Source organism: Lentzea albidocapillata (assembly GCF_000719115.1).
GTDB classification, from domain to species: domain Bacteria; phylum Actinomycetota; class Actinomycetes; order Mycobacteriales; family Pseudonocardiaceae; genus Lentzea; species Lentzea albidocapillata.
The window spans coordinates 58,147-72,772 of record NZ_JOEA01000009.1; the positions used below are offsets into that span (position 1 = coordinate 58,147).

General features: G+C 70.1%; 12 protein-coding genes. 1 reads left to right on the forward strand and 11 read right to left on the reverse strand.

Annotation, left to right across the window (positions count from 1 at the left end; translation table 11 throughout):
* Window positions 1–33 precede the first annotated feature (33 nt).
* Together IG04_RS0114400 and IG04_RS0114405 are read right to left on the reverse strand one after the other, a co-directional pair.
* A complete protein-coding gene (locus tag IG04_RS0114400; protein WP_030477134.1) occupies window positions 34–792 on the reverse strand; it encodes an IclR family transcriptional regulator in 759 nt (252 codons plus the stop codon).
* A gap of 40 nt (window positions 793–832) precedes the next feature.
* Window positions 833–2,197: a bifunctional phosphatase PAP2/diacylglycerol kinase family protein gene (locus IG04_RS0114405; protein ID WP_051770009.1), complete on the reverse strand. Its 1,365-nt coding sequence runs from the start codon at window positions 2,195–2,197 to the stop codon at window positions 833–835.
* Window positions 2,198–2,313: 116 nt separating this feature from the next.
* Here IG04_RS0114405 and pafA point away from each other — a divergent pair, with 116 nt between their 5' ends.
* A complete protein-coding gene (pafA, locus tag IG04_RS0114410; RefSeq protein ID WP_030477136.1) occupies window positions 2,314–3,672 on the forward strand; it encodes a Pup--protein ligase in 1,359 nt (452 codons plus the stop codon).
* A 54-nt stretch (window positions 3,673–3,726) separates the two neighbouring features.
* On the opposite strand, the gene IG04_RS0114415 is transcribed toward pafA, so the two are convergent.
* From IG04_RS0114415 to IG04_RS0114455, 9 genes are all read right to left on the reverse strand, one after another.
* The gene (locus tag IG04_RS0114415; RefSeq protein ID WP_051769877.1) at window positions 3,727–4,737 is read right to left on the reverse strand and encodes a methyltransferase; all 1,011 of its coding nucleotides are present in this window, start codon (window positions 4,735–4,737) and stop codon (window positions 3,727–3,729) included.
* A 1-nt stretch (window position 4,738) separates the two neighbouring features.
* Window positions 4,739–7,531 (reverse strand): cytochrome P450, encoded by a 2,793-nt coding sequence (locus tag IG04_RS48605; RefSeq protein WP_084401281.1) that lies wholly within the window; start codon window positions 7,529–7,531, stop codon window positions 4,739–4,741.
* A gap of 63 nt (window positions 7,532–7,594) precedes the next feature.
* Window positions 7,595–8,428 carry an SAM-dependent methyltransferase gene (locus IG04_RS0114425; RefSeq protein WP_030477139.1) on the reverse strand — a complete coding sequence of 278 codons (834 nt, stop codon included), beginning with the start codon at window positions 8,426–8,428 and terminating at the stop codon, window positions 7,595–7,597.
* 41 nt (window positions 8,429–8,469) lie between these two features.
* Window positions 8,470–9,087 carry a dTDP-4-dehydrorhamnose 3,5-epimerase family protein gene (locus IG04_RS0114430; protein ID WP_030477140.1) on the reverse strand — a complete coding sequence of 206 codons (618 nt, stop codon included), beginning with the start codon at window positions 9,085–9,087 and terminating at the stop codon, window positions 8,470–8,472.
* Between the two features lie 16 nt (window positions 9,088–9,103).
* Window positions 9,104–10,213 (reverse strand): DegT/DnrJ/EryC1/StrS family aminotransferase, encoded by a 1,110-nt coding sequence (locus IG04_RS0114435; protein WP_030477141.1) that lies wholly within the window; start codon window positions 10,211–10,213, stop codon window positions 9,104–9,106.
* The gene (locus IG04_RS0114440; RefSeq protein WP_030477142.1) at window positions 10,210–11,172 is read right to left on the reverse strand and encodes an NAD-dependent epimerase/dehydratase family protein; all 963 of its coding nucleotides are present in this window, start codon (window positions 11,170–11,172) and stop codon (window positions 10,210–10,212) included. The genes IG04_RS0114435 and IG04_RS0114440 overlap by 4 nt, the downstream gene beginning before the upstream one ends.
* A 1-nt stretch (window position 11,173) precedes the next feature.
* Window positions 11,174–12,595 (reverse strand): NDP-hexose 2,3-dehydratase family protein, encoded by a 1,422-nt coding sequence (locus IG04_RS46465; protein ID WP_030477143.1) that lies wholly within the window; start codon window positions 12,593–12,595, stop codon window positions 11,174–11,176.
* Between the two features lie 12 nt (window positions 12,596–12,607).
* Window positions 12,608–13,417: an SAM-dependent methyltransferase gene (locus tag IG04_RS46470; RefSeq protein ID WP_030477144.1), complete on the reverse strand. Its 810-nt coding sequence runs from the start codon at window positions 13,415–13,417 to the stop codon at window positions 12,608–12,610.
* Complete coding sequence (locus IG04_RS0114455) at window positions 13,414–14,625, reverse strand: cytochrome P450 (RefSeq protein ID WP_030477145.1); 1,212 nt, start codon at window positions 14,623–14,625, stop codon at window positions 13,414–13,416. Before IG04_RS0114455 ends, IG04_RS46470 begins: the two co-directional genes overlap by 4 nt.
* Window position 14,626: the final 1 nt, after the last annotated feature.

The window sequence follows — 14,626 nt, forward strand, 5'->3', positions numbered from 1 at the left end:
AGCCATTCGACATTGTCGAACGATTCCACAGTACTACCAGGAGAGCCCGCCGAGCTCCCTCGAAACGCTGCGAGCTGCCTCACGTACGTAGGACACGAGTTCGAGGCGTGGCGGCTGATCGGGTGAGTCGCACAGCCGCTCGACCGGCCCGGAGATGCCGATCGCCCCGACGACCACACCGCGCCTGTCTCGAATCGGGGCGGCCACCGACGCCTCGCCCTCGACGAGTTCATGCAGGTCGTAGGCCCAGTCGCGGTCGCGGACCACGTTCATGTCGGCATGCAGCTGCTCGGGATCGAGCGTGTGCCGGGTGAAGGCCTGCAGGTCGCCGTCGGGCCAGTTGTCGCCGAACGCGACCAGCGCCTTGCCCAGCGCCGTCGCGTTCCACGGCAGCAGGGCGCCGGTGTCGAGCGTCTGCCGGCTGTTGTCCGGGCGGAACACGTGATGCACCACGAGCACGTGCTTGCCGTGCATCACGCCGATGCGCACCGCCTCGCGCGCCCGCATCGCCAGCGTGTCCGACCAGTTCAACGCCTTGGCGCGCAGCTCGTTGCCGTCGAGGTAGGAGGTGCCGATCTGGAACAGCGCGGCGCCCAGGCGGTACTTGCCGCCTTCGACCTCCTGCTCGACGAACCCGACCTCCTGCAATGTCCGCAGGATGCCGTGCACGGTCGGTTTCGCGAGGTCCAGGGCGCGCGCGATCTCGCCGACGCTCAGCTGGTGCGCGCCACCGTGAGCGAGCAGCTTCAGGACCTCGGCCGCGCGCTGAATGGACTGAATGGGTCCGGGCACGCACCCCACTCTACCTGCGTACGTTCGACAATGTCGAACACTACTGGCGATAGATCCCGAGCGCGGCCGCACGCGAACGGAACTTGAAGTGGTTGCCGCGCTCGCGCACCTCGCCGTCCGTCGCGATCGAGATCGGTGCGCCGTGCACCTCGACGTTCAACGAGGCGACTTCGAGGTGCTTGTACATGCGCGAGTGCTCCAGGGCGCCGAGCAGGGCGCCCAGGAAGAACCTGGTCCGCGAGTACTTCCGGTCCGCCCGGACGTACCGGACGTCGAGCAGGCCGTCGTCCAGCCGCGGCCGCATCGTGGGCGCGAAACCCTTCGGCCGGTACGGCCCGTTGCCGACGAACAGCAACCAGACGAGGTGCTTGTCGCCGTCGATGGTGATGTCCAGCGGCTTGGCGCGTTGCAGCACGCGGAACAACGCCATGCCCGCCGCGGGCCACTTGCCCCAGCGCTTCTCCAGCTTCTCGCGGATCCGCACCATGTCCGGGTAGCCGCCCAGCGACGCCGTGTTCACGAACCACTGGCCGTTGACCTGCGCCATGTCCACCCGGACACCCACGCCGTCCGCGACCGCCTGCGCCGTGTCGTGCAGACCGGTGATGCCCACGTCCCGCGCGAAGTGGTTCAACGTGCCGGAGGGGATGAGCACCAGCGGAAGATCGCGCTCGGCGGCGACGGCGGCCACGGCGGCCACGGTCCCGTCGCCACCGGCCACACCCAGCGCCTTCGCGTCCGGCAGGTCGTCGAGTTCCTCGATCGAGACGACCTGCGCCTTCGGCCACTCCTCGGTGATCTGCGGCGTCGGGTCCGGGCCGATGCCCGAGAACGGGTTCACCACCACGACCAGCCCGTCGCCGTCCTGCAACGACGTCAGGTCGGCGTGTTCGTAGGCCGAGGCGGGCTCGTTGATCCCGAGTGGCCACCACCGGCGCGTCAGCAACGCGGCGCCGACGCCCACGCCCGCGCCGACCGCGACATCCGTCGGCCAATGAACGCCCGTGTGGACGCGTGAATAGGCGACGGCGGCCGCGATCGGCGCCATCACCACGCCTGCTTTGGGTGATTCCATCGCCACCGCCGTGGCGAAAGCGGCCGCTGACGCGGAGTGACCGGACGGGAATGACGACGACGTCGGCCGCTTCGCCAGCCGGCGGCGCAACGCGAGCAGATCGGCGGCGGGCCGCCGCCGCGGGAAAAGTGACTTCCCGACCAGGTTCGCGCTGGCAGAAGCCCCGGTGATGGCCGCAAGGCCTCTCATCGCACCACGCCGGTACGGGCCTTTTCTCGTCGCCAGAATCGCCGCGATGACGAACCACAGCAGACTGTGGTTGGCGGCTTTCGAAAGCCTCTTCAAACCCGTGTCGAGCCTGCTCGGAGGCAGTCTAGCCGAGGAGCTCATGAGCTTCTTGTCGAGAGCGCTGACCCGTTTCCACACGCCACCGACACTAAACCGCAACCGGCGTGCCGCCCGAACGGATCACCCTGCTCCGCCTGAGAGTCGCCTACTGTTGAGGCATGCAGCGGCGGATCTTCGGCATTGAGACAGAATTCGGGGTGACCTGCACCTTCCACGGGCAGCGTCGTCTGTCCCCGGACGAGGTCGCGCGGTACTTGTTCCGCCGCGTCGTCTCGTGGGGGCGTTCTTCCAACGTCTTCTTGCGCAACGGCTCCCGGCTCTACCTCGACGTCGGCTCCCACCCGGAGTACGCGACGGCCGAGTGCGACGACCTGGCACAGCTCGTCACGCACGACAAGGCCGGTGAGCGGATCCTGGAGGACCTGCTCGTCGACGCCGAGCGCAGGCTCGCCGACGAGGGCATCGGCGGGGACATCTTCCTGTTCAAGAACAACACCGACTCGGCGGGCAACTCCTACGGCTGCCACGAGAACTACCTGGTCGCACGGGCCGGCGAGTTCTCCCGCATCGCGGACGTGCTGCTGCCGTTCCTCGTCACCCGCCAGCTCATCTGCGGCGCCGGCAAGGTGCTGCAGACCCCGCGCGGCGCCGTGTACTGCCTCTCGCAGCGCGCCGAGCACATCTGGGAGGGCGTGTCGTCCGCGACCACGCGGTCCCGCCCGATCATCAACACCCGCGACGAGCCGCACGCCGACGCCGAGCGCTACCGGCGCCTGCACGTCATCGTCGGCGACTCGAACATGTCCGAGGTGACGACGCTGCTGAAGGTCGGCAGCGCGAACCTGGTGCTGGAGATGATCGAGCAGGGCGTCCAGTTCCGCGACTTCTCCCTGGACAACCCGATCCGCGCCATCCGCGAGATCTCCCACGACCTCACCGGCCGCCGCACGGTCCGCCTCGCGGGCGGCAAGGAGGCCTCCGCGCTCGACATCCAGCGCGAGTACTTCGAGAAGGCCGTCGAGCACACCGCGAAGCGCTCGCCGGACCCCATGGCGGAGCGCGTCCTCGAACTGTGGGGCCGCACGCTCGACGCCGTCGAGGCGCAGGACCTGACGAAGATCGACCGCGAGATCGACTGGGCCATCAAGAACCGCCTGATGAACCGGTACATGGAAAAGCACAACATGGACCTGTCCAACCCGCGCATCGCCCAGCTCGACCTCGCCTACCACGACATCCGCCGTGGCCGTGGCGTGTTCGACCTGCTGCAGCGCAAGGGCCAGGTCGAGCGGGTGACCGACGACGGCGAGATCGAGGCCGCCAAGGACACCCCGCCGCAGACCACGCGGGCCAAGCTGCGCGGTGACTTCATCGCCGCCGCGCAGGCCGCCGGTCGCGACTTCACCGTCGACTGGGTGCACCTCAAGCTGAACGACCAGGCGCAGCGCACGGTGCTGTGCAAGGACCCGTTCCGGGCGGTGGACGAGCGCGTGGAGCGCCTGATCTCCTCGCTCTGACCGAACGACGACGAGGGGCGCGCTCCGGTCTGGAGCGCGCCCCTCGTGTCGTCTCTAGCGTGCGACGGCCTCGAACAGGTGCAGCGACTCGGTCGCCGTCGAGCCGCGGTACTCCAGCCCGGCCCGTTCGAACAGGCCCGCGTACTCGGCCTCGGTGCGTTCCTGGCTGCCGAACAGCACGAACATCCCCATGTCGGCCATCGCGGTGTACGCGTCGGGTGTGCCGGACTTCTCCAGCAGCACCTCGACTACCACGATCCGGGAGCCCGGCTTCGCCGCGCGGGCACAGGACTCCAGGATGCGGACGCAGTCCTCGTCGCCCCAGTTGTGCAGGATGAACCGCAGCAGGTACAGGTCCGCGCCCTCGGGAACGGCGGCCAGCGCGTCCCCGGCGACCGTCTCGCAGCGCGAGGCGAGCGGGTCGCTGACCAGCTCCGGCAGGGCGTCGGCGATGACCCCCTCGACATCGAACAGCACCCCCCGCAGCTCTGGTGCGGCACGCAGGACGTCGCGCAGGAGTCCGCCGCGGCCGCCGCCCACGTCCACCACCAGGCCCGTGGCGGGCAGGCCCAGTGCCGCGACGACGTCGCCGTTGTCCTCCTCGGTCGCGTTGTTCATGGCCTGGTGGAAGTTCGCGGCCTGCTCTGGGTCGTGTTCGCTGATGTAGCTGTAGAAGTCCGTGCCGTGCACCACCGCGAACGGGCTGCGGCCTTCCTTCGCGGCGGCGGCGAGGTTGCTCCACGCCTGCCACGTGGCGTCGGACTTCAGGTCCTGGGCGAGGATGCGGCCCACCGGGTGGGTGGAGCACATCGTCCGGGAGAGCGCGGTGTGCGCGTACCGGCCGTCCTCGGTCAGGGTGAAGACACCGAAGCTCGCCAGTGCCGCCAGCAGCCTGCCGAGCACGCCGGGGTCGGTGCCCGTGCGGACGGCCAGGTCCGCCACGGAGAGCGCCTCGTCCTCCAGCGTGTCGGCCAGGTCGAGCACCACCGCCGCGCGCAGCAGGTGTGCCGCGCGCAGGTGCACCAGCATCTGGCTCACCGAGTCGTCCGGTCCTTCGTGGTTCATCTCAGTCCTCCGGGGCAGGCGACAGCACGACGGGCAGGGCGCTGATGCGGCGGATGATCCAGTCGGACTCCCACCGCACCTCGTTCGTCGTGCTCAGGCGGGCGTGCGGGAAGCGGGTGAGGAACGTGCCGAGGGCGATCCGGGCCTCCAGCCGGGCCAGCGGCGCGCCGAGGCAGAGGTGCCGGCCGAGGCCGAAGCTGACGTTGTCGCCCCCGGTGCCGGGCGCGAACTCGTCCCCGGCGGTGCGGTGCGGGCAGCGGTTGGCCGCGGCGAGGTTCACCTGCACCGGCGCGCCCTTCGGGATCAGGTAGCCGCCGAGTTCGACGTCCTCGGTGGCGAACCGCCACGTCGCGTGCGGCAGCGGCGGCTGCACGCGCAGGGTCTCCTCGACCCAGTCGCCGAGTTCGGCGTCGGTGCGGGGGCGTTCGCCGGGCGGGCGGCGCAGGGCCTCGTGGATCGACGAGGCGATCAGGCTGGCGGTGGACTCGTAGCCCGCCATGATCAGGCCTGTCGTCCACGTGACGACCTCGTTGAGGCTGACCGCGTCCTCGGCCTGCGCCGCCAGCAGGTCCGTGACGAACCCCTGTTCCAGCACGTTTCCCTCGGCGGCCCACTGCGCGACCGTGCCGGCGAGCCCACCCACCCCGGCGGCACGCTCGTCCTGGTCCTGCGAGTAGATGATGTTGTCGGTGACCTCGCGCAGCGCGGGCCTCAGGTGCGGTGGTACGCCGATCAGCTCGCTGAAGAAGCCCAGCGGCAGCGCGAAGGTGAAGCGGTCGACGAGGTTCACCTCGCCCTGCTCCGACGTGAGGTTGTCCAGCAGCCCCTCGGCGAGCTTCGTGATCCGCTCACCCCACTCGCCGAGCTTGCGGGGCGTGAAGAACTTCGCGTGCAGGCGCCGGATCCGGGTGTGCTCCGCGCCCTCGCTCATCACCATGGCCTTGGCGACCTCGGCGCGTGGCTGGGCACCGAGCATCGCGCCGGGGATCCGCATCCACTCCGGTGCGAGCGCCATGTCCTTGCTGAGCCGGGAGTCCAGCAGCGCGGTGCGGGCGAGGTCCGGGTCGCACACCACCCAGTTCGTGCCACCGAAGTAGTCGACGGTGACGATCGGCGCGACCTGGCCCGCCGCGAGCACGGCGGGCAGCGAGTCGACGGAGGCCGGGGTCGTGGGCATCTCGGCCCGGGGTGCCTGCAACGCGGTTCCGCGCACCGTGTCGGCCAGAGTCGCCGGGTCGTCCGGCAGCGCGTCACCCCGCCACGCCACGTGGCCGTCCGGGCGGACCAGGACGAAGGCGCGGTCGTAGAGCTTGGCCAGCTCGTCGTTGTCGCTGTGGCGCACGCTCAGCGGCACACCGCGTTCGGCGAACGCAGCCTCGAAGAGCGGAAGCCGTTCGTCGTCACCGAAGCGGAGCAGGACGAAGCCCAGACCGAAGAGGTCCAAAGTGGACGTCGTGGCGTCCCACCACGCGTGCGCCGCTCGCCTGCCCGGTTCGCCACCGGGCCGCCAGGCCGCGTCCGGGACGGTGATCGCCGGCGACTGGCCGGGGTCGTCGACGATCACCGACGACCGGTAGCGGAGTCCGAAGTGGATTTCCGGGGCGTCGAACTCGCGGTGCGCGCCGCTCGACGCGAGCCGTTCGGACATGGCCTTGCGGGCTTGTTCGCCGTCAGGGCCGTCGATGTCCTGCGGCACCTCGCGGTCCATCGTGCGCCGCAGGTTCGTGTTGGCCTCGTTCAGGCTCGCCTCGGCGATCGGCCGGCGTTCGGCCTCGTAGCTGTCGAGTAGGCGCGGCCCCGCCCAGCCGCCGAGCGTGGCGGCGATCTTCCAGCCCAGGTCCGCCGCGTCGGCGATGCCGGTGTTGAGGCCGAAGCCGCCGGAGGGGGACAGGGTGTGCGCGGCGTCGCCCGCGAGGAACACGCGGCCGTGCCGGTAGCGGTCGGCGACGCGGTGGGTCAGGTGCCAGTCGCCGTCGCTCAGCACCTCGAACGGCGTCTCGAACGCGATCGCGTCCCGGATGAGGGACTGCGCCTCGGCCCGTTCGGCGTGCTCGTCCTCGACGCCGACGACCATGTTGAACAGCTCGTCGCCGTCCAGTGAACGCAACGGGAAGCGCAGCACGGGTGAGCGGACGAGGAAGTGCACCAGAGCGGTGCTGTCGCCGAGGCGGGCGCGCAGTTCGGGGGCGCGGAACAGGATGTTGCGGAAGATCTGGGGCTGGAAGCGCGCGGGGGAGCCGATGCCGCACGCCTGCCGGATCGGGGACGCCGCGCCGTCGCACGCGACCAGGTACCGGGCCTGGACCTCGGTCTTCGCGCCGGTGTCCAGATCGGTGAGCACGGCGTGCACGTGGTCGTCGTTCTGCGTCACGTCGCTGAGCGAGGTCCGCAGCCGCAACGGTGCGCCGGTCGCCTGCGCCAGCAAGGGGTTGAGCCAGTGCGCCGGGCAGATTTGGTCGGGTTCGGGGGTGTGCTGGAAAACCGGCCGGTCGGCGGCGGTGCCCCGGCGGTAGCGGTGCAGCTCGTACCCGCCGATCTTGGTGACCCAGGCGATGTCCAGCGGGTGGTCGGACGGCCAGCCCGCGTTCCGGATCGCGTCCGCGAGTCCCCAGCGGCGGAACAGTTCCATCGACCGGGGGCCGATCGTGCTCACCTTGGGGTGCCGGACCTCGCCGTCACCGGCCTCGGCGACCACGCAGCCGATCCCCCGGTACGTCAGGTCGATCGCCAGCGCCATTCCGACCGGACCGCCACCCGCGATCAGCACGTCGGTCCGCTCTGTCTTGCCCGTCATCGCGTGCGCGCCCTTCGTCGGAGAGGCAGGGCGACCCGGGGCCGCCCTGCCGCGTCAGTGCTTTCAGGGACGGACCGCGACGGCCAGCAGGCAGCCGAAGTCGTCCGCGCCGGACAGGTCGCCCGGCTTGAAGGCGTCCTCGGAGAACTCGAAGTTGCCCTCGTCCATCGCCACGGGACGCTCCTCGAAGCCACCGAGCTTCTCGATCTCGTCGGCCAGGCGCAGGGTGCTCTGCTCGGTGATGTCGTCGATGCTGTGCAGGCGCAGGCCCGCGCGGTGCAGCATCGGCACGTAGTCGTCGATGTCGGCCGTGGTGCACATGAGGTCGCGGCAGAACTTGTCGATGCCGGGACTGCGGACCTCCTTGCGCGGGTAGCGGTCGAAGATGTCGGTCAGCACCACCCGGCCGCCGGGCTTGAGGACGCGGAAGATCTCGCGGAACACCTGGTCGCGGTCGGGCATGTGGCAGATCGACTCCAGCGCCATCACCGCGTCGAACGAGCTGTCCTGGAACGGCAGGTTCAGCGCGTCGGCGTGCTCGAAGACCGCCCTGGCGGAGAGACCCGTCTCGGCGGCGAGCTTGTTCGCGGTCTTGACCTGTTCCGCGCTGATGCTGACACCCGTCACCCGTGCGCCGGTCCTGCCCGCCAGTCGCAGGCCCGGGCCGCCCACCCCACAGCCCAGGTCGAGGACGTGCGACGACGCGTCGACGCCGAGCTTCTCGATGAAGACGTCGGTGAGCCGGTCCATCGCCTCGTCGATCGTGGCAGTGGAGTCCGGCGAGTCCCAGTAACCGATGTGCACGTTGGTGTTGAAGCTGCCGTCGCGCATCGCGCTCAGGGTCAGCTTGTCGTAGAGCGCACCGACGTCTTGCGGCTGGGGCAGAGTCTGGGTCATGGCGAGCTTCTCCTGATGGGTGAACGAGTTCGGTCTGGAGGTCAGAGGGAGACGACGGCCTGCGTCAGTTCCTGTTCGATCTGCCGGCAGAGCTCGTAGTGGGGCAGCAGACCCTGTTCCTTCGCCTGGGCGAGGGTGATCGCGACACTGTCCCTTTCGGACAGAATCGGCGGGACGTTCTTCGGCACGGGCAGACCGAGGGCCGGGTCGAGGACGTCAAGGGCGAGTTCGTGCTCCGCGACGTAGGTGCCCGAGATCATGTACGACATCACGGTGTTGTCTTCGAGAGCGATGAACGCGTGCCCGACGCCGACCGGGAAGTACAGGGTGCGGTGGTGGTTCTGGTCCATCAGCACGGAGTCCCACCGGCCGAACGTCGGCGAGCCCACGCGGATGTCGACCACGACGTCGATGGCCGACCCGGCCGCGCAGTAGACGTACTTGGCACAACCCGGCGGCGTGGTGGTGTAGTGGATGCCCCTGACCACCCCGCGGGCGGACACGCTGTGGTTCGTCTGCCTCACCGGGAACAGCGGACTGCCGTGCGCTTCGGCGAAGGCTGCCTCCTGGAACGGGGAGAGGAACCGGCCTCGGTCGTCACCGAACACCTGCGGGGTGAACTCCAGCGCGCCTTCCACTGCGAGCGTGCGGACTTTCATGTGAGCTCCTGCGATCTCAGAGCGTGGCCAGGACCTGGCGCAGCGCGTGGATGACCTTGTCCTGCAGGTCGGGCGACAGCGAGGGGTACATCGGCAGCGAGAAGATCTCGCCCGCCAGCGCCTCGGTGACGGGCAACGAGCCGGTGCGCTCCGCGAGGTGGGCGAAACCGCTCATCGTGTGCACGGGCCAGGGATAGCTGATGTTCAGGTGGATGTCGTACGACTTGAGGCGCTCGATGATGTCGTCACGCCGCGGATGCCTTGCGACGTAGACGTAGTACACGTGGTCGTTGCCCTCGTTGGTCTTGGGCAGGAGGAGATCGGTGTCCCCGAGGCCTTCCTCGTACCGTTGCGCCACAGCCCTTCGCGCGGCGACGTAAGTGTCGAGCCGGGTCAGCTTGCGCCGCAGGATCTCCGCCTGGATCTCGTCGAGGCGGCTGTTGTGCGCCGGGGTCTGGACCGTGTAGTAGATCTTGTCCATGCCGTAGTAGCGCAGCCGGCGCAGCTGGACGGCGACGTTGTCGTGCGGGGTGATCACCGCGCCGCCGTCGCCGTACGCGCCGAGGACCTTGGTGGGGTAGAAGGAGAATGCCGCCACGTCACCGGTCGAGCCGGCGATCTTGCCATGCTGGCGGGCGCCATGTGCCTGCGCGCAATCCTCCAGCACGCTCAGACCGTGCTTGTCCGCGATCGCCCGGATTGCCGTCATGTCGACGCACTGCCCGTAGAGGTGGACGGGCACCAGGCAACGGGTGCGGTCGGTGATCTTCGCTTCGATCTGCGCGGTGTCCATGAGGAAGTCCTCCTCGCGGACGTCGACGAACACCGGCGTGGCACCCGCGTTGTCGATCGCGATGACGGTCGGCGCCGCGGTGTTCGACACCGTGATCACCTCGTCGCCGGGCTGGACGCCCAGCGCCTGCAGCCCGAGCGTGATCGCGTTCGTGCCGTTGTCGACACCGACGCAGTGCCCGACGCCGTGGTAGGCGGCGAACTCCTCCTCGAACCCGCGCACGCTCTCCCCGAGCACGAGCTGCCCGGAGTTGAACACCTTCTCGACGGCGTCGAGGATGTCGAGCCGTTCGTTCTGGTATTCGAGGAGGTAGTCCCAAACACGCGTGGTCATGGGCGAGCCTTTCGGGCGAGTGCGGCGATGGTTCGGTGGATCCCTTCCCCCAGCGGGATCTCCGGGCGCCAGCCAGTGACGGCCCGGAACGCCGAGGAGTCGATGGTCACGCTGCGGAAGTCGGTCACGGGGGCGTGCGAGGGGGCCTGGACCGAGGTGACCTCGACCGGCGGCGTCCCGGTGTGCTCGGACGTGATGGCGGAGATGAGCCGGAACACGTCGCCGAGCGCGTCACCACGGCCCGCCCCGAGCAGCCAGTGCCTGCCGGACAACGGATCGGGGTGGGCGAGTGCCGCGGAGACCGCGGCGGCGATGTCGTCGACATGCACCAGATCGCGCCGCACGGTGCCGTCGTGCCACATCGTGAGCGGCTGCCCGTCGAGCGCCCTGGCCGCCATCGCGGACACGACACCGCGATCGTGACCGCCGCCCGGCGTGCTCTCGCCGAACACGGTGGGCAGCCGCAGGGTGATGCCCCGGACCCGGCCGGCGGCCGTCGCCCGCTCCAGCAGCAGTTCGGCGCGCAGCTTCTGCCGGTCGTACGCGGTCTCGGGCCTGTCCGGTTCGCTGCCGTCGAGCGGTTCCCGTTGCGGCACACCGACCTGCGACGCCGCGCCGCCGTAGACGACCACCGGGCGGACGCCGTCGTCGCGGCCCAGCACGTCGAGCAGGTCCTGCATGACACCGACGTTCACGCGCTCGGCGGAGCCCTCCTCGGCGGCGCGCCAGCCACCGTCGCCGAGCAGCAGGTAGACGACCGCGTCCGAGCCCTCGACCGCGTGCGCGAGTTCGGCGCGGTCGGTGAGGTCGGCGGTCACCACCTCGACCTCGGCCGGGCCGGGCGGCACCTCGGCCGGTTTGCGGGCCACGGCCCGAAGGCGGATTTCCTGGCGTGCCAAGGTCTTCAGCACCGCCGAGCCGATGAAGCCCGTCGCGCCGAGCACAGTGATCCTCTTCATCTCACACCAGTCCCCGTGGCCAGGCGGAGGCGGCGTTCATGCACGCCAGCAGCGTGCGCGCCTCCACGTTGAGGTAGTGGCCGTGCCGTGCCAGCGTGGTCAGCTGCGCGGGCGTGGCCCAGACGAAGCCGCGAGGCGGCTCGGACGGCACCAGCGAGGGGTCGGCCTCGACGGTCAGGTAGCGGCACCGGGTGTTCAGGAACCGGCCGCCCTCCTCGGAATGCACTGCCTGGTAACGGATGCGGGACCGCTCGGCCCGCAGCACCACGTCGAGGAACGGCGGGCGGTCCTCGGCGGGGAGGTGCTCGTAGTTGCGCGGCGTGCACTGCACGGTGGGCGCGAGTTCGACGGTGTCAAGGAAACCGCCGTCGGCACGCGCGTGCACCAGCACGTGCTGGACACCGCCGAAGTCGCGCACCAGGAACGCCGAGACGCCCATGTCGACGGACTCCAGCAGTGGCTGGGTCCAGCTGATCCGCTCCCGGTTGCTGCCGTGCACGGCGATCGCCACGACCTTGAAGTAGCGGCCGTCCTCGTGCTCGACGGCGTCGGGACCGCGCTTCCAGCCCTCCACGGACGCCAACGGGATGCGCGTGGTCCGCACGTCGTGGCGCGCCCGTTCCCCGGTGAACCACGACAGCAGCTGCACGTCGGAGTGCAGCGCGCCGGGATTCGGGTCGTAGTAGGGAAGACAGGACAGCACGCTGCGCGCGTTCATGTTCACCGTCTCGTCCTCGTGCAGCAGCTCCGCGATCTGCCCGAGGGTGAGCCAGCGGAAGTCCTCGTCCTCGGCGATCTCCGCGGAGGTCTCGACGATCATGTTGCGGTTGGACTTGCGGAAGAACCACGACCCCTGCTCGGCCTGCAGGACGTCGACGACGACCTGGTCCCGGTCGAGGTCGGCGAAGTGCTCCAGCAGCTTCACGCTGGAGCCGCCGTGCGCTCCGGTGTAGTTGCTGCGGGTCGCCTGGACGGTAGGGGACAGCTGCACCAGGTTGGGGTTGCCCGGCTCCATCTTGGCCTGCATCAGGAAGTGCAGGACGCCGTCGATCTCCTTGCACAGGATGCCCAGGATCCCGACCTCGGGCTGTTTGATGACCGGCTGCTGCCATTCGCGGTACGGGCCGTCGCCGTGCGGGCCGTCGTGCTCCACCACGTGCAGGCCCTCGATCGCGAAGAACCGGCCGCTCGCGTGCACGAGATCGCCGGTGGACCTCACGAAGTGCCACTGGTCGAGGTCGGCGAACGGGATGCGTTCGACCTGCAGAACGTTGGCCTGGCGGCGTTGCGCGAGCCAGGCGCGCACGTCCGAAGTGCGCATGTGCGCGCCCTGGCGGGTCGCGGCGGACAGGGCGATGCGGTGCAGGTGGCCGGCGTTTCCGCGAGCACGCAGGGTGGCGGGCTTGCTCAGCTGGGCAGTCATGGCGGACCCCCTCTACGGCCGTCGGGCGGTGATCAGGACGTAGCCACTGCTCGGGTTCTCCCCGAACGCCGCCATCAGCTCCGCGGCCGTGATGATGTCCGCGGCCGCGAAGGGCGGTGCCGAGTCGGCGATCCGGCGGAACGCGGCGGCCGCCTGCTCGTAGCTCGGCCGCACGTTCTCGCCGATGTCGAGCAGCTCCAGCAGGTCCCACCCGGCCTTCTGCAGACTCGCCCGGTGCTCCAACTCGGAGTTGATCCCGGCGATCTCGAGCGTGCGGATCATCCCGGCCAGCACCGCCTCGCCCGCGCCGGTGAACGGCTCCCGCTGGCACAGGTCCGCCACGACCAGCCGTCCACCGGGACGGACCAAACGGCGCAGCCGCGCCAAGGCCGAGGCCTGGTCCGGCAGGTGCAGCAACGACTCGATCGCGAAGACGGCGTCGAACGTGCCGAGGTCGCCGGGCAGGGAGGCGGCGTCGGCGAGCCGGAACGCGACGCGGTCCGAGCCCGCCGCGAGCTCGGTCGCGCGGTCCACCTCCTGCTGCGACACCGTGATCCCCGTGACGTGCACGTCGTGGGTCCCGGCGATGCGCATGGCCGGGAAACCGTTGCCGCAGCCCACGTCGAGGACCCGGTCGCCGGGCCGCAGGGCGAGGCGTTCGCCGACCAGGTCGGTGAGCCGGTCGGTCGCCGCGGCCATCGGCACGTGCTCGGCGCCCGAGTCCCAGTAGCCCGCGTGGATGTTGCCGCCCAGGGCCTCCGTCGTGCCGGCCTGCGCGAACTGGTCGTACTTGCCGCCGACGGCGTCGGTCTGCGATGTCACGGGTGCGTCCCTTCCAAGCTGTCGGTCAGGTCGAGCAGGAGTCGTGCCGGGCCGTGGAAGACCATGTCGGCGGCGTACTCGACGTGGTGGGCCGCTCGTTCCCAGCCGGGCAGGCCGTCCAGCAGCGCGCGCAGGCCGATCTCCAGCTCGGCGCGGGCCAGCGTCGCGCCGAGGCAGTAGTGGATGCCGATGCCGAACGCGAGCTGCCGCTCCGCCGGCCGGTGCACGTCCACGACGTCCGGCCGGGAGAAGCGGGAGGGGTCCCTGTTCGCCGAGCCCAGCAGCGCGATCACGCGGCTGTCGGCGGGGATGGAGGTGCCGCCGACGACGGTGTCCTCGCGGGCCCAGCGCGTCACCGCCTGCACCGGCGGGTCGTAGCGCAGCAGTTCCTCCACGGCGGTGGGCACCAGGTCCGGGTAGTCGCGCAGGTCGGCGATCAGCTCCGGATGGGCGCGCAGGATCAGCGCCGCCTTGGCCAGCGAGTTGGTCGTGGTCTCGTGTCCTGCGGTCAGCAGGTGGACGCAGGTGCCGACGATGCGTTCCGTGCTCAGCGGGATGCCGGCCATCAACGCGATCAGGTCGTCCGCGCCCGGCCGCCGTCGCTCCGCCTGGTCGCGGAAGTAGTCCGTGAGTTCCCGCGCGGCGCCCTCCGCGTCGATGTGGCGTGACTCGCCGGTCCGGGTGGTGCTGGCCCCCTGCAACGCCACGGCCAGGTCGCGCAGCCGTTGATGGTCCTGCGCGGGAACACCAAGGAGCTCGCAGATCACCATGATCGGGAACGGCGCCGCGAACCCACCGACGAGGTCGGCCTGCCCGGCCAGCCGGGAGAGCAGATCCCTGGCGATGCGGTCGATGCGCGGCCGCAACGCGGTGACCACCCCGGCCGAGAACTCCTTCTGCAGCGACGAACGCAGCCGCGTGTGCTCGGGCGGGTCGAGGAAGACGAGCCAGTTCTCCACGACCGAGCGCAGGGTGACGAACTCCGGAGGCACCGGCAGGGACAGCGGAACACCGTCCTCGGTGGAGCGTGCCACGCGGCCGAAGTTGCGGTCGGACAGCACTTTCACCACGTCGTCGTAGCCGAAGACGTAGATCGCGTCCGCGCCCTCGTGGACGGACTGGATCTCGCGGTAGCGCTGGTACACCGGGTACGGGTCGGAGATGTCCTCGGCGGACCAGCTCTTGAGGCTGAACCGGGGCAGCGTCATG